13 protein-coding genes are annotated in these 15,623 nt (G+C 66.3%); 5 read left to right on the plus strand and 8 right to left on the minus strand.

The window, feature by feature from the left end; all coding sequences use genetic code 11:
• Window positions 1-3: 3 nt before the first annotated feature.
• The 3 genes from AC5Y49_RS15575 to AC5Y49_RS15585 form a co-directional block, all read right to left on the minus strand.
• Complete coding sequence (locus AC5Y49_RS15575) at window positions 4-762, minus strand: class I SAM-dependent methyltransferase (protein WP_499888471.1); 759 nt, start codon at window positions 760-762, stop codon at window positions 4-6.
• Between the two features lie 22 nt (window positions 763-784).
• Window positions 785-1,354, minus strand: coding sequence for a hypothetical protein (locus tag AC5Y49_RS15580; RefSeq protein ID WP_499888472.1), 570 nt, complete (start codon window positions 1,352-1,354; stop codon window positions 785-787).
• A gap of 70 nt (window positions 1,355-1,424) precedes the next feature.
• A complete protein-coding gene (locus AC5Y49_RS15585) occupies window positions 1,425-1,940 on the minus strand; it encodes a nitroreductase family protein (protein WP_499888474.1) in 516 nt (171 codons plus the stop codon).
• 86 nt (window positions 1,941-2,026) lie between these two features.
• On the opposite strand from AC5Y49_RS15585, the gene recC reads away from it, so the two are divergent.
• The 4 genes from recC to AC5Y49_RS15605 all read left to right on the plus strand — a co-directional run bounded on the left by recC (window position 2,027) and on the right by AC5Y49_RS15605 (window position 11,163).
• Window positions 2,027-5,314, plus strand: coding sequence for an exodeoxyribonuclease V subunit gamma (recC, locus tag AC5Y49_RS15590; RefSeq protein ID WP_499888476.1), 3,288 nt, complete (start codon window positions 2,027-2,029; stop codon window positions 5,312-5,314).
• Entirely contained in the window at window positions 5,314-8,571 is a 3,258-nt protein-coding gene (recB, locus tag AC5Y49_RS15595; protein WP_499888828.1) for an exodeoxyribonuclease V subunit beta, read from the plus strand. Before recC ends, recB begins: the two co-directional genes overlap by 1 nt.
• On the plus strand, window positions 8,568-10,274 hold the full coding sequence (gene recD / locus AC5Y49_RS15600; protein ID WP_499888478.1) for an exodeoxyribonuclease V subunit alpha: 1,707 nt from the start codon (window positions 8,568-8,570) through the stop codon (window positions 10,272-10,274). The genes recB and recD overlap by 4 nt, the downstream gene beginning before the upstream one ends.
• Window positions 10,275-10,581: 307 nt before the next feature.
• Entirely contained in the window at window positions 10,582-11,163 is a 582-nt protein-coding gene (locus AC5Y49_RS15605) for a hypothetical protein (protein WP_499888480.1), read from the plus strand.
• A gap of 210 nt (window positions 11,164-11,373) precedes the next feature.
• Here the strand turns inward: AC5Y49_RS15605 and AC5Y49_RS15610 are convergent, their stop codons facing one another.
• Genes AC5Y49_RS15610 through AC5Y49_RS15620 form a run of 3 tightly spaced genes read right to left on the minus strand, consistent with a single transcriptional unit; the run spans window position 11,374 to window position 14,231 of the window.
• Complete coding sequence (locus AC5Y49_RS15610) at window positions 11,374-11,961, minus strand: TIGR03086 family metal-binding protein (RefSeq protein WP_499888481.1); 588 nt, start codon at window positions 11,959-11,961, stop codon at window positions 11,374-11,376.
• Window positions 11,958-12,902 (minus strand): class I SAM-dependent methyltransferase, encoded by a 945-nt coding sequence (locus AC5Y49_RS15615; protein WP_499888483.1) that lies wholly within the window; start codon window positions 12,900-12,902, stop codon window positions 11,958-11,960. The genes AC5Y49_RS15610 and AC5Y49_RS15615 overlap by 4 nt, the downstream gene beginning before the upstream one ends.
• A 9-nt stretch (window positions 12,903-12,911) precedes the next feature.
• Window positions 12,912-14,231: a serine hydrolase domain-containing protein gene (locus AC5Y49_RS15620; RefSeq protein WP_499888485.1), complete on the minus strand. Its 1,320-nt coding sequence runs from the start codon at window positions 14,229-14,231 to the stop codon at window positions 12,912-12,914.
• On the opposite strand from AC5Y49_RS15620, the gene AC5Y49_RS15625 reads away from it, so the two are divergent.
• The gene (locus AC5Y49_RS15625; RefSeq protein WP_499888487.1) at window positions 14,230-14,913 is read left to right on the plus strand and encodes a TVP38/TMEM64 family protein; all 684 of its coding nucleotides are present in this window, start codon (window positions 14,230-14,232) and stop codon (window positions 14,911-14,913) included. The genes AC5Y49_RS15620 and AC5Y49_RS15625 overlap by 2 nt on opposite strands.
• A gap of 27 nt (window positions 14,914-14,940) precedes the next feature.
• On the opposite strand, the gene AC5Y49_RS15630 is transcribed toward AC5Y49_RS15625, so the two are convergent.
• Window positions 14,941-15,336: a TA system VapC family ribonuclease toxin gene (locus AC5Y49_RS15630; protein ID WP_499888489.1), complete on the minus strand. Its 396-nt coding sequence runs from the start codon at window positions 15,334-15,336 to the stop codon at window positions 14,941-14,943.
• On the minus strand, window positions 15,333-15,560 hold the full coding sequence (locus AC5Y49_RS15635) for an antitoxin (RefSeq protein ID WP_499888491.1): 228 nt from the start codon (window positions 15,558-15,560) through the stop codon (window positions 15,333-15,335). Before AC5Y49_RS15635 ends, AC5Y49_RS15630 begins: the two co-directional genes overlap by 4 nt.
• Between the last annotated feature and the right edge of the window lie 63 nt (window positions 15,561-15,623).

Here is a 15,623-nt window from a genome sequence, read left to right on the forward strand (position 1 = left end):
TGCCTATGGTATCGAGGCGGGCTTGGTCGCCGTCACCACGCGCGTGGACGTCCAGGGTCCGCCGAACCACATCCGCCATCCCACGTTGCGGCGTTGCACATCCTGCCAGCCCAGGTCGCGAAGCTGCACGGCGTGGCGGCGGGTTTCCCAAAGGTCTGCGATCGCAAGGCGGCCGCCGGGCCGCAGCACCCGTGTCGCCTCACGCAGCGCCTGTCGCCGGCCATCGCGGGTGGGGATGTTGTGAATCGCCAGGCTGCTCACGATCACGTCGAAACTGTTGTCGTCGAACGGCAATGCGGTCATGTCGGCGGTGCGCACTTCGATGCGGTCGCCGACGTTCTCCAGGTCGGCGTTTTTCAGCGTGGCCGACGGCGAGTTGTCGGTCTGGTCGGCGCGCCACAGGTCGATGCCGATCGCCCGGCCGCGGGGCAGTCGCTTGGCGGTGGCCAGTAACACCGCACCGCGGCCGCAGCCCATGTCCAGCACCGTCTCGTCGCCGCGCAGCCGCAAGCCGTCCAGGATCCGGTCCCAGGCTTCGAACTTGCCGGCCCGGGTGGCGTAGAGGTAAAGCGCTGCGCTGGTGATAGTTCCGGCACCGCCCGTCGCGGCCAACGCTGCCGCCAACCGCTTACCGCGCCGCCAGTTGATCGCGGCCCATCCCAGCAGCGCCGCGGCCTGGACGCCGACGCCAATCGCCTGTCCGCGCGCCGAGACCGTCTTGAATGATCCGTCGATGCCGTAGTCGCCCTTGTGCTGGTGCATCGCACTCAGCCTATAGGCCGAGTTAGGTGATGCCGGCCAGGCAGTAGGTCCGTGGTGGCGAAGGATAGGTCCGCGCAGGCAGGTAACCGTCCGACGAACATGCTTGAGCGTTGTCGGTTTCCAGTCGACTGCTCACCTTGATCGTCGTCGGTCCGCGGTCAGCGCAATTGCTCAAGTCCCAGACGCCGATCGCGGTGCCGAGGCGGTAGCAGTGGCCCGCGACGAGGTTAGGAACCAGGCACAATTTGGCGGTCGCTGCGTCGGCGATGGGTGGCCGGAACCGGTCGTACCCGTTGGCAGCGCAGTCACCTGCCCGGTCGGCCAACTTGGCCACGGTGAAACTGGGGTCGGTATCGCAGCCCGTGCGGGTGGTGTGCAGCTCGCCGCCGGACGTCGGCTCCACCACCACGCAGTCACCGACGCGGTAGCCGTGCGCCTGATGGCTGCTGACGATCGGGATCATCGCCCCGACGGCGACGCCGATGAGCACCCCGAGACCCGCCACGACCAGCCATCGCCATGGGCGTGGTGCCGGCGATTGCCGGCCGATGGCCGGCATTCCGTAGCCGGGTTGCGGTCCCCCGAAAGTCATCGTGCGAGGGTAACGGCTCGGTGCGGGCAGTTAGCCAGGATTTAGAGGTCCCTCATACACCGTTCAAGATTCACCAGCGTCCGTGGTGGACAACCTCAGAAAACGGCCGCCGATTCGGTTTGCGGATCGGCCGGAGCGCGCGATCGGCGGGATAGCCGACGCCCAGCAGGTAGGCCACCAGGTGATCGTCGGGCACCCCGAGGATGGCGCGCGCCCTGTCCTGGTCCCCGACCGACGAATGGCCGGTGCCGATGCCCAGATCGGTGGCCGCGATCATCATCGCCATCGTCGCCTGACCGACGTCGTATTGATCGGTCACCTTGCGGCGGTCATCGGGTGGGACCGGTATCACCAACGCAATGGCTGCCGCAGCCGAGGCGATATGTCCGGCGCCCTGCCACACCGTGGAAAGGTCCTGCAGCTGAGCCCGATCGGTGACGACGACGAAGTCCCACGGCTGGCGGTTCTTCGCCGACGGCGCCCGCCAGCCAGCCTCGGCGATGCGGTTCAGGTCGTCATCGGACACCGGCTGCTGCGTGTACTGCCGCACATTGCGCCGAGCGCAGATCGCGTCCCAGGCTTCCATCTTGACCCCTCACTATTGGCACAGGCGTACGACAAATCGCTGATCTGGCCGTTACTGTCGGTACACCCGTCTATGGTGGCACCGCAATGGCGCTACATCTCCATCGTGCCGAACGCACCGACCTGCTTGCCGACGGGCTCGGTGCGCTGTTGGCAGACCCGCTGCCCGACCCCTTCGCCGAGGAACTGGTGCTGGTTCCGGCGCGCGGCGTGGAGCGCTGGCTCAGTCAGCGGCTCTCGCACGTACTCGGCGCGGGCCGCGGCGGCGACGGGGTGTGCTCGGGGGTGCAGTTTCGCAGCCCGGGCTCGCTGATCGCCGAGATCACCGGCACCGTCGACGACGACCCGTGGTTGTCGGAGGCGATGACGTGGCCGCTGCTGGAGGTCATCGACTGCTCGTTGGACGAGCCGTGGTGTCGCACGTTGGCAACGCATTTGGGTCACTTCGATGTCGACGACGCCGAGGCCGAGTTGCGCCGCGGTCGACGCTATGCGGTGGCGCGCCGGCTCGCCGGCTTGTTCGCGTCCTATGCCCGGCAGCGTCCACAGCTGCTGATCGATTGGCTGGACGGCAACACGGCAGGTCTCGACGCCGATCTGGCGTGGCAGCCGGAGTTGTGGCGGGCGCTGGTGGCCACGATCGAAGCCGATCCCCCGCATCTCCGGCATCAGAAGACGGTGGCCCGGCTGCAGGACGGGCCGAGCGAGCTGCCACCACGGCTGTCGCTGTTCGGGCACACCAGGCTGGCACGCACCGACATCGAGTTGCTGCAAGCGCTGGCCACCCACCACGATCTGCACCTGTGGCTGCCGCACCCCAGCGATGCGTTGTGGCAGGCGCTCAACGGTGTGCACGGCGCGGTGCCGCGTCTCGAGGACACCAGTCACCGTCACGCCCATCATCCGCTGCTCGCGACGCTCGGACGAGATCTGCGCGAACTTCAGCGCGGCCTGCCGGCGGATCTGCAGTCCGACGAATACCTCACCGGCGCAACCAAACCCGATACCCTGCTCGGTTGGCTACAGTCCGATATCGCCGCCAACGCGGTCCGCCCTGAAGGCCGCGCATTCGAACCCGAGGACCGCTCGGTGCAGGTGCACAACTGCCACGGCCCGGCCCGTCAGGTCGACGTGCTGCGGGAGGTGCTGCTTGGCCTCCTGCAAGACGACCGCACGCTCGAACCGCGCGACATCCTGGTGATGTGTCCGGACATCGAGACGTACGCGCCGCTGATCGTTGCCGGCTTCGGGCTCGGCGACGTGGTACACGGCGCGCATCCTGCGCATCGGCTGCGGGTCACACTCGCCGACCGCTCGCTGTTCCAGACCAACCCGTTGCTCGGCGTTGCTGCGCAGTTGCTGACGTTGGCCGGCGGCCGGGCCACCGCCAGTGAGGTGCTTAACCTCGCCCAAGCCTCGCCGATCAGGGCCCGCTTCGGGTTCACCGATGACGATCTGGAGAACATCACCCGCTGGGTTCGCCAGGCCAACATTCGGTGGGGCTTCGACCAGGAGCATCGGCAGCCCTACCACGTCGATTTCGTGCACAACACATGGCAATTCGGCATCGACCGGGTATTGGCCGGGGTGGCGATGTCCGAGGACTCACGTGCCTGGATCGAGAACACGCTGCCGCTCGACGACGTCAGCAGCAACCGCGTCCAATTGGCCGGCCAGTTCGCCGAATTCGTCGCCCGACTGCAGTCCACCGTCGACTCGCTGACCGGCGCGCGGCCGTTACGCGAGTGGCTGGCCGCCCTGACCCACGACATCACGCTGCTGACACATGTCGACGATGCGGACGTCTGGCAGACCAGCCAGATGCAGCGTGAGTTCGCGGAGGTGTTGGAGCAGGCCGGTTCTCGTGCTGACACTGCCTTGCGACTGCCCGATATCCGGGCGCTGCTCGATCGGCACCTGGCCGGCCGGCCGACGCGGGCAAACTTCCGCACCGGCACCCTGACCGTCTGCACCATGGTGCCGATGCGCTCGGTGCCGCATCGGGTGGTGTGCCTGGTCGGCCTCGACGACGGGGCGTTCCCACGTCTCGGCATCGTCGACGGTGACGACGCATTGGCGCGCAACCCGATGACCGGTGAACGCGACATCCGTTCCGAGGACCGCCAATTGCTGCTCGACGCGATCGGTGCGGCCACCGAGAAGCTTGTGATCACCTACACCGGGGCCAACGAGTACTCGGGTCAGCCGCGCCCGCCGGCGGTGCCGCTGGCTGAACTGCTGGACACCCTCGACAGGACCACGACGGCTAATATCCGTGACCGCATCGTCGTCGAACATCCGTTGCAGCCCTTCGATGTTCGCAACGTGATGCCCGGAGAGCTGGTGCCCAGCGTCCCATTCACCTTCGACCCGACCGTGCTGCGGGCGGCGCGCGTGGCTACCGGCGAGCGCAGCGAACAGCCGAAGTTCGTTTCCGGACCGCTACCGCCACCGCCTGTCGCTGACGTCATCCTCGCCGATCTCGTCAGCTTCTTCAAAGACCCGGTGAAGGGCTTTTTCCGAGCGCTGGAGTTCACCCTGCCGCGAGACGTCGACGGCGTGCAGGACGCCATGCCGGTCGATATCGACAGCCTCGAGGAGTGGACGGTCGGCGACCGGATGCTGGGCGACATCCTGCGCGGGATGACTCCGGATGAGGCACGGGCGGCTGAGTGGCGCCGCGGCACGCTGCCGCCGGGTCAGTTGGGTTGGCGCAAGGCCAAAGAGATTCGCGATCAGGCCAACCTGCTGGCGACCGCGGCGCAGGAACACCGTCAGATCAACCCGCAGGTCTACGACGTCGACATCGAACTTGTCGCGGGGCGACGGCTCACCGGCACGGTGTCACCGGTGTACGACGAGCGCCTGGTGTCGGTGACCTACTCCAAGCTGGACGGCAAACATCTGCTCGAGTCGTGGATTCCATTGCTGGCGTTGATCGCTCATGACCCAAGCCGCGACTGGTCGGCAGTGTGCATCGGGCGCCCCAAGCGGGGAACCACTCCGCGGGTGGAAGGCCTGGGCCGGCCGGCCGATGACGCCACCGAGGTTCTGCGTGAACTTGTGGCGATCTATGACGCGGGACGGCAGGAGCCGATTCCGTTGCCGATCAAGACGTCCTATGCGTGGGCGGTCGCCCGGCACTGTGGCGACGATCCGGTAGACCAGGCGCAATTCCGGTGGAAATCCAACCGATACCCCGCCGAAGACCAAGCACCCGCCCACGTGCGGGCGTGGGGCAAAAACGCGCGGCTGGCCGATCTGATGCAACCGCTGCGGCCGGGCGAGGAGTACGACGGTGAAGACAACCGGCTCGGCGCGTATGCCGCCCGGCTGTGGCTGCCGATGCTGCGCGCCGAGCGGAAGCCATCGTGATGGAGCGCTTCGACCTGCGCGGCCCACTGCCCGCTGAACGGTCCACCACGGTGCTGCAGGCCAGCGCGGGAACCGGCAAGACGTTCGCGCTGGCCGGTCTGGTGACCCGTTATCTCGCCGAGGGTCTGGCGACGCTGGACCAGATGTTGCTCATCACGTTCAGCCGGGCGGCCAGCCAAGAGCTGCGTGAGCGCGTTCGCGGCCAAATCGCCGATGCCGTTACCGCTTTCGGCGATCCGTCGACCGTCGGCGACAACCAGTTGGTGGCGTACCTGCTGGACGGCAACGACGATCAGCGCGCGGTCCGCCAGCAGCGGCTTCGCGATGCGCTGGCCGGCTTCGACGCGGCGACGATCGCCACCACGCACCAGTTCTGCCAGCTGGTGCTGAAGTCGCTCGGCGTGGCCGGTGACACCGCTGCAAATGCCACGCTGTTGGAGAGCCTCGACGAGCTGGTCACCGAGATCGTCGACGATCTGTACCTGGCTCACTTCGGGCAACAGCGCGACAATCCGGTGCTGCTGCATCGCGATGCGCTGCGGCTGGCGCGCGAGGTGGTCAACAACCCGTCGACGGAGTTGCGTCCACGCGATCCGCAGCCCGGCTCGCGGGCCGCCGTCTGCATCGGCTTCGCGAACGATGTTCTGGCCGAGCTGGAAACACGCAAGCGGCGTCGGGCGGTCCTGGGCTACGACGACCTGCTGATCCGGTTGGCCTCGGCACTGGCCACCGACGACTCCCCCGCCCGGCTGCGCATGCACCGCCGCTGGCCGATCGTTATGGTCGACGAGTTTCAGGACACCGATCTGGTGCAATGGCAGGTAATCGACCGCGCGTTCAGCGGGCGCTCCACCGTGATTCTCATCGGTGATCCCAAGCAGGCCATCTATGCGTTCCGCGGCGGCGACATCGTGACGTATCTTCGGGCGGCCGAGACGGCGGGCGAGCAGAAGACGCTGGGCACCAACTGGCGCAGCGACGCGGCGCTCGTCGAGCGGCTGCAGGTGGTGCTGCGCGGTGCCCAACTGGGTCACGAGTCGATCGTGGTGGAGGATGTCGAGGCCCACCACCAGGGTCACCGGTTAGCGGGTGCGCCCGTGGGCGACCCGTTCCGGTTACGGGTCGTGCAACGAGCGGCGTTGGGCCGCAGCGGCATCCAGAATCTGGCGATCGACGACCTGCGTCAGCATATCGGTGCCGACCTGGCCGCCGATATCGGCGCGCTGCTGTCGCGCGGAGCGACGTTCGACGGTAGGCCGCTGCGTGCCGGCGACATCGCCGTGATCGTCGAGACGCACAAGGACGCGGGTGCATGTTTCGCGGCACTGTGCGATGCGGGCGTCCCCGCGGTCTACACCGGCGACTCCGACGTGTTCAAGTCCGATGCCGCCGAGGATTGGCTCTGCCTACTGGAGGCATTCGACCAACCACATCGCCCCGGAATGGTGCGAGCGGCCGCCGCGACGATGTTCTTCGGCGAAACCGCGGAATCGTTGACCGCCGGGGGCGATGCGCTGACCGATCGGGTCGCCGATTCGCTGCGGGAATGGGCCGGGCATGCCCGGGAACGCGGGGTCGCGGCCATCTTCGAAGCCGCGCAGTTGCAGGGCATGGGTGATCGCATCCTGTCCTGGCAGGGCGGCGAGCGCCACATGACCGACCTGGCCCACATGACGCAGCTACTGCAGGACGTCGCGCACCGCGAGCGGTTGGGCTTACCGGGCCTGCGCGACTGGCTGCGTACCCAACGCGAAGAACGCAGCGGCGCAACCGAACGCAACCGGCGACTCGACAGCGACGCCGCCGCCGTGCAGATCATGACAGTGTTCGCGGCCAAGGGCCTGCAGTACCCGATCGTGTATCTGCCGTTCGCCTTCAACCGCAGCACTCAGGACCGCGATGTGGTGTTGTTCCACGACGACGGCGTGCGTTGCCTGCATATCGGCGGCAAGGACAGCCCGGACTTCGACACCGTCGAGAAACTCGGCCGCCGGGAGGATGCCAGCGACGACAGCCGACTGACCTACGTTGCGATGACCCGTGCGCAGTCGCAGGTGGTGGCATGGTGGTCACCGGCCTGGCACGAGCCCAACGGCGGCCTGTCGCGGCTGCTGCGCGGTCGCCGCCCCGGGGAGTCGCACGTACCCGACCGGTGTGAGCCCGCGAAGATCTCCGACGACGATGCGATGGCCCGGTTGCGCGAGTGGGAGGCCGCCGGCGGTCCGGTGATCGAGCAGTCGGTAGTGGCCCCGGCGCCCTCGATGCGGTCCGAGTCAGTGCCGTCGGACCTCGACAACCGCCACTTCCACCGCAGTATCGACACCGCATGGCGGCGTACCTCCTACTCGGGTCTGATTCGAGTGGCCGAAACCACCGGAGTCAGCAGCGAACCGGAGGTCACTGAGCTCGACGACGAGACGGGCGATATTCCGTTGAGCGAGGCCGCATCCGGGCCAGACATACCGTCGCCGATGGCGGATCTGCCAAGGGGTGCAAAGTTCGGCACGCTGGTACATGCGGTGTTGGAGACGGCTGACCCGTTCGCGACGGAGCTTGCCGCTGAGTTGGAGTCGCAGATCCGGCGTCATTCGGTATGGTGGCCGGTCGATGCGGCTCCGGACGTGCTGGCCACGGCGATGGTGCCGATGCACGATACGTCGTTGGTGCCGCTCGCCAACGGTTTGACGCTGCGACAGATTGGACTGCGGGATCGCTTGCGGGAATTGGACTTCGAGTTCCCGCTGGCCGGAGGGGACGTGCGATCGGCTGCGCCCGATATTCGGTTGGCGGATATCGGAACGTTGCTGCGCGAGCACCTGCCGGCCGGTGATCCGCTGGCGTCCTACGCCGACCGGTTGATGGGGCCCCCGCTTGGTGACCAGTCGTTGCGGGGCTACCTGACCGGCTCGGTTGATGCCGTGTTACGTGTTGCCGACCGGTACCTGGTAGTCGACTACAAGACCAATTATCTGGGCGACGCCGCGTCCGACTACACGCAACCCCGCTTGGCCGATGCCATGCTGCACTCGGACTATCCACTGCAGGCATTGTTGTATGTGGCTGCGCTGCACCGGTTTCTGCGTTGGCGGCAACCGGGCTATGACCCGGCTGTGCACCTCGGCGGGGTGCTGTATTTGTTCGTGCGCGGCATGTGCGGGGTCAAAACCCCGGGCGGCGGCGTGTTCAGCTGGCGGCCGCCCACCGAGCTGGTGGTGGCGCTGTCGGATCTGCTCGATGCGGGGAGGGCCGCCGCGTGACAGTGGAGGCAGTGGCGGCGGCCGGATCGCTGCGGATCTTCAGCGAGGCCGGCGTCTTCGAAGCTGCGGACATCCATGTGGCACAACGCCTCACCGCGCTCGTCGGCGAGACTGACGAGCGCGTGACGCTGGCGGTCGCAGTGGTGGTGCGTGCGGTGCGGGGTGGTTCGGTGTGCGTGGATCTGCGAGATGTCGAAGCGCAGGTCGGTATCGCTGACCTACCGTGGCCCGACGCCGATGAGTGGATGACGGCGGTGCGCGCGTCGCCGCTCTGTGGTGAGCCGCCGGTGCTACGACTGCTCGGCGAGCTGCTCTACTTGGACCGGTACTGGCTCGAGGAAAAGCAGGTATGCGACGACCTGCTCGCGTTGCTGCAGTCCACGCCGACGGTCACCGTGACCTCCTTCGAGCGGCTTTTCCCCGAGCGCTTCGAGGAGCAACGTGCGGCCGCGCGGATCGCACTGACGCAAGCCATCACGGTGCTGACCGGCGGTCCGGGCACCGGGAAGACGACCACCGTGGCCCGATTGCTTGCGCTGGTGGCCGAGCAGTCTGAGGTCGCCGGGGCCTCGCGGCCGCGGATCGCACTGGCCGCGCCGACGGGTAAGGCCGCAGCGCGACTGCAGGAAGCCGTCGCCCATGAGGTGGCCAAGCTGGACGAGGCCGACCGGATGCGGCTGGGTGAGCTGCGGGCGATGACTCTGCATCGTCTGTTGGGCAACCGGCCCGACACGTCGTCGAGGTTCAAGCATGATCGCGGAAATCGGTTGCCGCACGACGTGATTGTGGTCGACGAGACGTCGATGGTGTCGCTGACCATGATGGCGCGACTGCTGGAGGCGGTGCGGCCCGGCACCCGGCTGGTCTTGGTTGGCGACGCCGATCAGTTGGCGTCGGTGGAGGCCGGGGCCGTGCTGGCCGACCTGGTGGACGGTCTGTCGGCGCGCACCGACGTGCAGGTGGCCTCGCTGCAGACGTCACACCGATTCGGTGAATCGATCGGCGCGTTGGCCGCCGCGACCCGTGTCGGCCACGCAGATCGGGTGATCGAGCTGCTGCGAGCGGGCGGTGAGCACATCGAATGGATCGAATCCGAGGACCCGACCGAGCGGTTGCGCGGCCTGCTGGTTCCGTATGCGCTGCGGACGCGAGAGGCCGCCCTGTTGGGCGCCTCCGAAGTGGCGCTGGCCACGCTCGATGAGCATCGATTGCTGTGCGCGCATCGCCACGGACCGTATGGCGTGTCGCATTGGAACCGTCAGGTGGAGAAGTGGCTGTCGGAAGAGACCGGCCTGCCGCCCTGGTCGGAGTGGTACGCCGGACGTCCGGTGATGGTGACCGCCAACGACTACGGGCTGCGGGTCTACAACGGGGAAATTGGTGTGGTGGTCGCGGGCCCTGATGGCATGCGCGCTGTCATCGCCAGTGCCGCAGGGCCACTGGACTTTTCGACCAGCCGACTCTCCGACGTCGAGACCATGCACGCGATGACCATCCATAAATCCCAGGGCAGTCAGGCCGACGAGGTGACCGTGCTGATGCCCTCGGAGGAGTCGCGGTTGTTGACTCGGGAGCTGTTCTACACCGCGATGACTCGCGCGAAACGAAAGGTGCGCGTGGTCGGGACCGAGGCTTCCGTGCGCGCCGCAATCGAGCGGCGAGCGATCCGAGCAACAGGTTTGCGACAACGGTTGCAAACGTAACATCTGTCGCACTGGTCACCGCATGGGTTGGTATCGACGATATGCCCGCCTCGTAGCGACAAACCGGCGTCGCGCCTACGCTTTGTCGCCCGAAGGCGGGCACAACGAACGCCTCAACTTCTAGGTACGCCTGTGATTGATGTGACAAGCCGAACTGGCATAGCCGGCTATTGAACATACGAGGATTACCGGCCGAAGGAGTGGGTACGCACAGCACGAGGTCGTAGATCCTGGCCGGTCGAACCCGGCAGGAGGGCAGGTCTTCGCCCCTCGATCAACCGTGCCGAAAAAGCTAGGGAAGCCAGCCATGGCCACAGCCAGTCTTCACGCCACGAGTAGGTATCAACGTGATCAACAGATCGCGACGACGGGAAGCGTCGTGTTGTTGATCGTCACCGTCGCGGTGTCGGCGTGGATGTTGTACAGATGGACGACTGGGCAACCGGTTTCAACGGAAAGCGCGGCGACCCCGCTGTCGAGCACATCGGTTCCACCGGTTCGCGTGACGATGGGCGCATGGCTCGCCCAATCCGAGCGCTCGATCAACGATCTGGTCGCCGCTCGCAACAACATCGCCGTCGCGGCGGCTGAACACGATATCCCCGGGACCGGCGCAGCCTGCCAAAACGCCGTGGGCGCCGTCGCGAATCTGCATCGACAGCTGCCGAGCCCGGAGCCGGTGCTGACCAACGCGCTGCAACGGGCAGCTGTTGACTACGATCTCGGGCTTCCCTACTGCATCTCGGCAACACAAACCCACGATGGCCCAGGCTTGGCGCGAGCGGCGCGCTATATCAGTCAGGGCGACGCCGCCATGCGGACAGCGTTCCACATTCTCGGACAAGATTCTGGCACCGCGCCCCGCGACCTGCGCGTGCTGATCGTGTAAGGCCACGCTCTAGGCTCCTGACTTTGAACCGTCTAAGTCTCAGCAGACTCACCCGTCACGGCGTGAAAGGACTAGTACCTTTTCCAAACACAGCCGACGGGCCGTGGCCTGCACTGAGTGCTATCACATACGGTATCGAGTTTGAGAAGCATGTCATGGTTGGCGCGTTGACGGTGCCATTGTGACTGGTGTGGCACGAATTTGGGCTTGTCAGCCTATATCGACCGATCGCCCGAGAAATGCCATCAGCCGGGTCGTCGGCGTCGCATCCTCGGGCGCGGGTTGGGCCGGCCCGAACCTGCCCGGGACTCGCATCATCTCCTCGGGCACCGACTCCACCAATTGCCGGCAAAACGCCAGCAGTCCCTCCGGCAGCTCGATCAGACGTCCCTGTGAGCGGTGGATATCCCAGCTGTGCATCGCCAGATCGGCTACGGGGAAAGCCAGCGCCCGGAAAAGAGGCACCTCGCCCTGCGGCGAAGGCCGCGTCGCGTCCAGGTCCGCGTCTGGCAACGTGTCCTGCAACCGGCCAGCCAGCTCGCGAAGCCGCGCTGCTGGGCTCTCAGAGGTCCAGTCATCCGGCTGGGAGGGCGTCTGGCCAACGTCTCCGCCCTCGACCAGCGTTACGATCTTGGCTGCGCTGCCAGTGACGTGACCCACCAAGTCCCGGATAGTCCAGCCGTCGAGATTGGATGGCTGATCCCAACTCTCCGAGGGGATTTGCTCCACCGCGTCGATGAGCAGGGCCATCGCCTCGGCGGTCGTCGTGCCGAGGTGTGCGGCTGCTCCGTCGTTCACGACGCCCGCTGCGCAGACACGAACAAGTTCCACGGAGCGGCCTGCTCGAGGTCCTTGGCAGGTTCGCGGCCATAGCCGGCCAGCAACTCTTCGGTCGGCGTCACTGTCACGTGCCAGCCGTGGTCGCGCAACCAGTCGCCAACGTCTTCGCGTTCCTCGAAGTACCACAGCTTGTCGCTGCGCGGAACCTCACGCTGCGGATCTGCCTTGGCCATCAACGCCTGGACGCGCTCCATCCGCTCACGTCGTTGCGCAATCGCGTCGGGGTCGGCGAAGTTGGGTGCGAGCGCTTCGACGCCGATCCGGCTGCCGACGGCGGTGAGCTCTTGAACGCGGGCAAATAGCAGGTCTTGCGCCGCGGCCGGCAAGTACATCAAGAGCCCCTCAACCGACCAGGCACTCGGCGCCGATGCGTCGAAGCCCGCCTGCTGCAACGCCGTTGGCCAATCGTGGCGCAGATCCACTGGCACACCGACCCGATTGGATGTCGGCTGGGCGCCGTGCTGGGCCAGCGTCGACAATTTGAAGTCCAGCACCCGCGGCTGGTCGAGTTCGTAGACGGTCGTGCCGTCGGGCCACGGCAACCGCCAGGCCCGCGAATCCAAACCGGCGGCCAGGATCACCACTTGGCGGATGCCCGCGTTGGTGGCATCGAGGAAGAACGTGTCGAAAAACTTGGTCCGCGAAGCGAAATAGTTGACCAACCCCTGCTGCCGCAGCGGCAGCTCGGGTTCGGCTTCCACGACCTCGGCGGGCAGCTCAGGCGCGGAATACCAATTCCATACCCCGTCGCCGACGGTGTCGAGGAAAACCCGCGCAAACGGATCACTGATCAGCGGGTCGTCGCTCTCGGTTTCCGCCGCGCGCGCCGCCGCCACGCCCAGCGCCGTCGCGCCCACGCTCTCCGTGATCTCCCAGGTGTCGTTATCGGTTCTCGCCACGCTCCGACCCTACGTCAGGCCCAGAGCCTGGGCTGCCGCCGTCGCCACTTGACCGCGTAGATCCGAGATCGGTGTGCTGCCGCGCAGATGGATTGCGTTGGAGAGCAGAACCACGTAGGTGTCTGAGCCTGGATCGATCCACAGCGAGGTTCCGGTAAAGCCGGTATTGCCAAAGCTACCGATGGGAAAGATCGTGCCGCGCGGCATGGAGTAGGCCGTGTCGATATCCCAGCCAAAGCCGAACAGGTTCTGCTCCTTGATCGCCGGGTAGTTCGCAGCGGCTCGGGCCGCCTCGTTGGCTGCTTCGAGTTGCTGGGCGGTGTGCCCGGGCTGCTGCGGACTCGTCATCACCCGCACAGTCGCCTGCTTCAGCGGAAAGGCGCTGGGGCGGTTCGCAAGGCGATCCAGCAGGGCCTGCGCGTAGATGCTGACGTCGTGGGCCGTCGAGAACAGTCCGGCATTGCCGGCCACTCCGCCCATGCGGCGCGCCGTCGGATCGTGCACGGTGCCCCGAAGCAGATGGCCGTCGTCCATCGCAGTCGGCGCGATGCGCGGCACCAGGCCAGCGGGCGGACGATAGCGGGTGTCTGCCATGCCCAGCGGCCCAAACACGTTGTGCTGGACGTAAACATCTTCTGCCTCGCCGGTGAGTTTCTCCAGTAGCGCACCTAGCAGAATGAAGTTGATGTCCGAGTAGCGGAAGGCCTCGCCGGGATCCGATTGCAACGGTGTGGTGAGCGCACGATGAATGCCTTCCGGTTTATCGGCTCGGTCCAGTCCCCAGGGATCGGTGAGGTTGACGTCGATCGGTTCGCCTGATGTGTGGGTCAGCAACATGCGAAGCGTCACCTGTGCGCGCTGCGGATCGTTCGCCGTGTTGAAGCCGGGCAGATACTTCTGCACGGGATCGTCGAACTGGACCTTGTCTTGTTCGTGCAGCTGCATGACCGCGGTCGCCGTCGCCAGCGGCTTGGTCAGCGAGGCGATGTCGAAGATCGTGTCCTCGGTCATCGGCTCGGCAGGCCCGGGCAATCCGTCCAGTCCCGGTTCGCCGGCAAGCTTGCGTGAGCCAAAAGCCCGATGGAAGACGACGTTGCCGGCGTGCCCGATCACCACCACCGCACCGGGTAGCCGCTCAGCCGCAATCGCATCGTTGATCAGCTTGACGACTGCCGGGAAGTCGCGCGTGGGAGCCGTGTTCGGCGCCTGCGTTGTGTGCGTGGTGCTTACCGTTGGGTGCGCGGTACAGGCGGAGGATGCCGTGGCGAGGGTAAGCAGGACAATTACGAGCAGTCGCCAACGTCGATGCGGAAGAATCACGGTCACCATGGACGACACCTCCGCCCTGACATCGCGACGACCCCACATCGTGCGTCTCGCCGTGTTCGCGGTCTTCCTCCTTGTGCTGTTTTACCTCGTCGCGGTCAAGCGAGTCATCGACGTCGAAGAGATACGGCGCGCGGTCTCGGCGACGGGGCCGGCGGCGCCGCTGACCTACGTCCTGGCATCGGCGGTCCTCGGCGCGTTGTTCGTACCTGGCCCGGTGCTGGCCGCAGGCAGCGGTGTGCTGTTCGGTCCGGTGGTTGGTGTGTTCGTGACGCTGGGCGCGACGGTCGGTACCGCGATCGTCGCGAGCCTGGTTGGTCGCCGGGCGGGCCGGGAAAGCGCGCGGGCTCTGCTGGGAACGACACGCGCCGACCGAGTCGACGCGCTGATCGAACGACGCGGACTGTGGGCGGTCGTCGGCCAGCGCTTCATCCCCGGGATCTCGGATGCGCTCGCCTCCTATGCGTTCGGGGCGTTCGGAGTTCCGTTGTGGCAGATGGCCGTCGGGGCGTTTATCGGCTCGGTGCCGCGGGCGTTCGTCTACACCGCGCTGGGGGCTTCGATTGCGGATCGCTCGGCGCCGTTGGCCTATGCGGCGATAGCGGTGTGGTGCGTGACCGCCGTCGTCGGCGCGTTCGCTGCGCGGCGTGGCTGGCGGAAATGGCGTGCGCACGCCCGCCCTTGATTTTCAGCGACAAACCGAGCATCAAAACTACGTGGGAATAAGAACCGCGACATCGCTGTGCAGGTGTGCCAGCCCGCTATCGAGAGTGGCCAGTTGCCCTTCCCAACTTCGTGCGAGCTGAGCCAGGTAAGCATCGGTGACCTGCCGGTGGCCGACCACGCCACCGAGCTCTACATCGCCGAAAGAGACACTGTCAAACCAAAATTCGTGACGGTCCGCACTCTCGACTGCGCTGACGACACCTCGCGCGGCTGCCGCGGATTGCCCATTGCGCAACAGAAATCGGACAAGGCTTCCTTGTGTGATCGGGCACGTCGCAAATCCTGTGCCGGATGCCGATAACCATTCCGCGGCCGGGTCGTGATGCACGTGCTCGTTGACGACCAGCGCGATGAGCACATTCGCGTCGAGCAGCGCAGTCACTCTTCATCCTCCAAGGAGCGCACGTCCTCGGAAGTCACCACGGTCCCGACGCTCACCAGAGGCAACCCGGTCCTGGGGTCTGTGGCGGTCGCGGTGGTGCTGCCGGCTTTAAGGCCGCGTCGGATGAGGTCGGCGACCGTTTCACTCAGGCTACGGCGGGTGTCCCGCGCAATCGCGAGCGCCTGTTTGTGCAGGTCCTCCGGAAGGTCAATGGTGGTGCGCACACCAAATCCTAGCATCTCTGCATCATGATGCAGAGATGCTTGATCCCGTTGCACCGGTTCAGG

The organism is Mycobacterium sp. NGS62 (assembly GCF_059812285.1).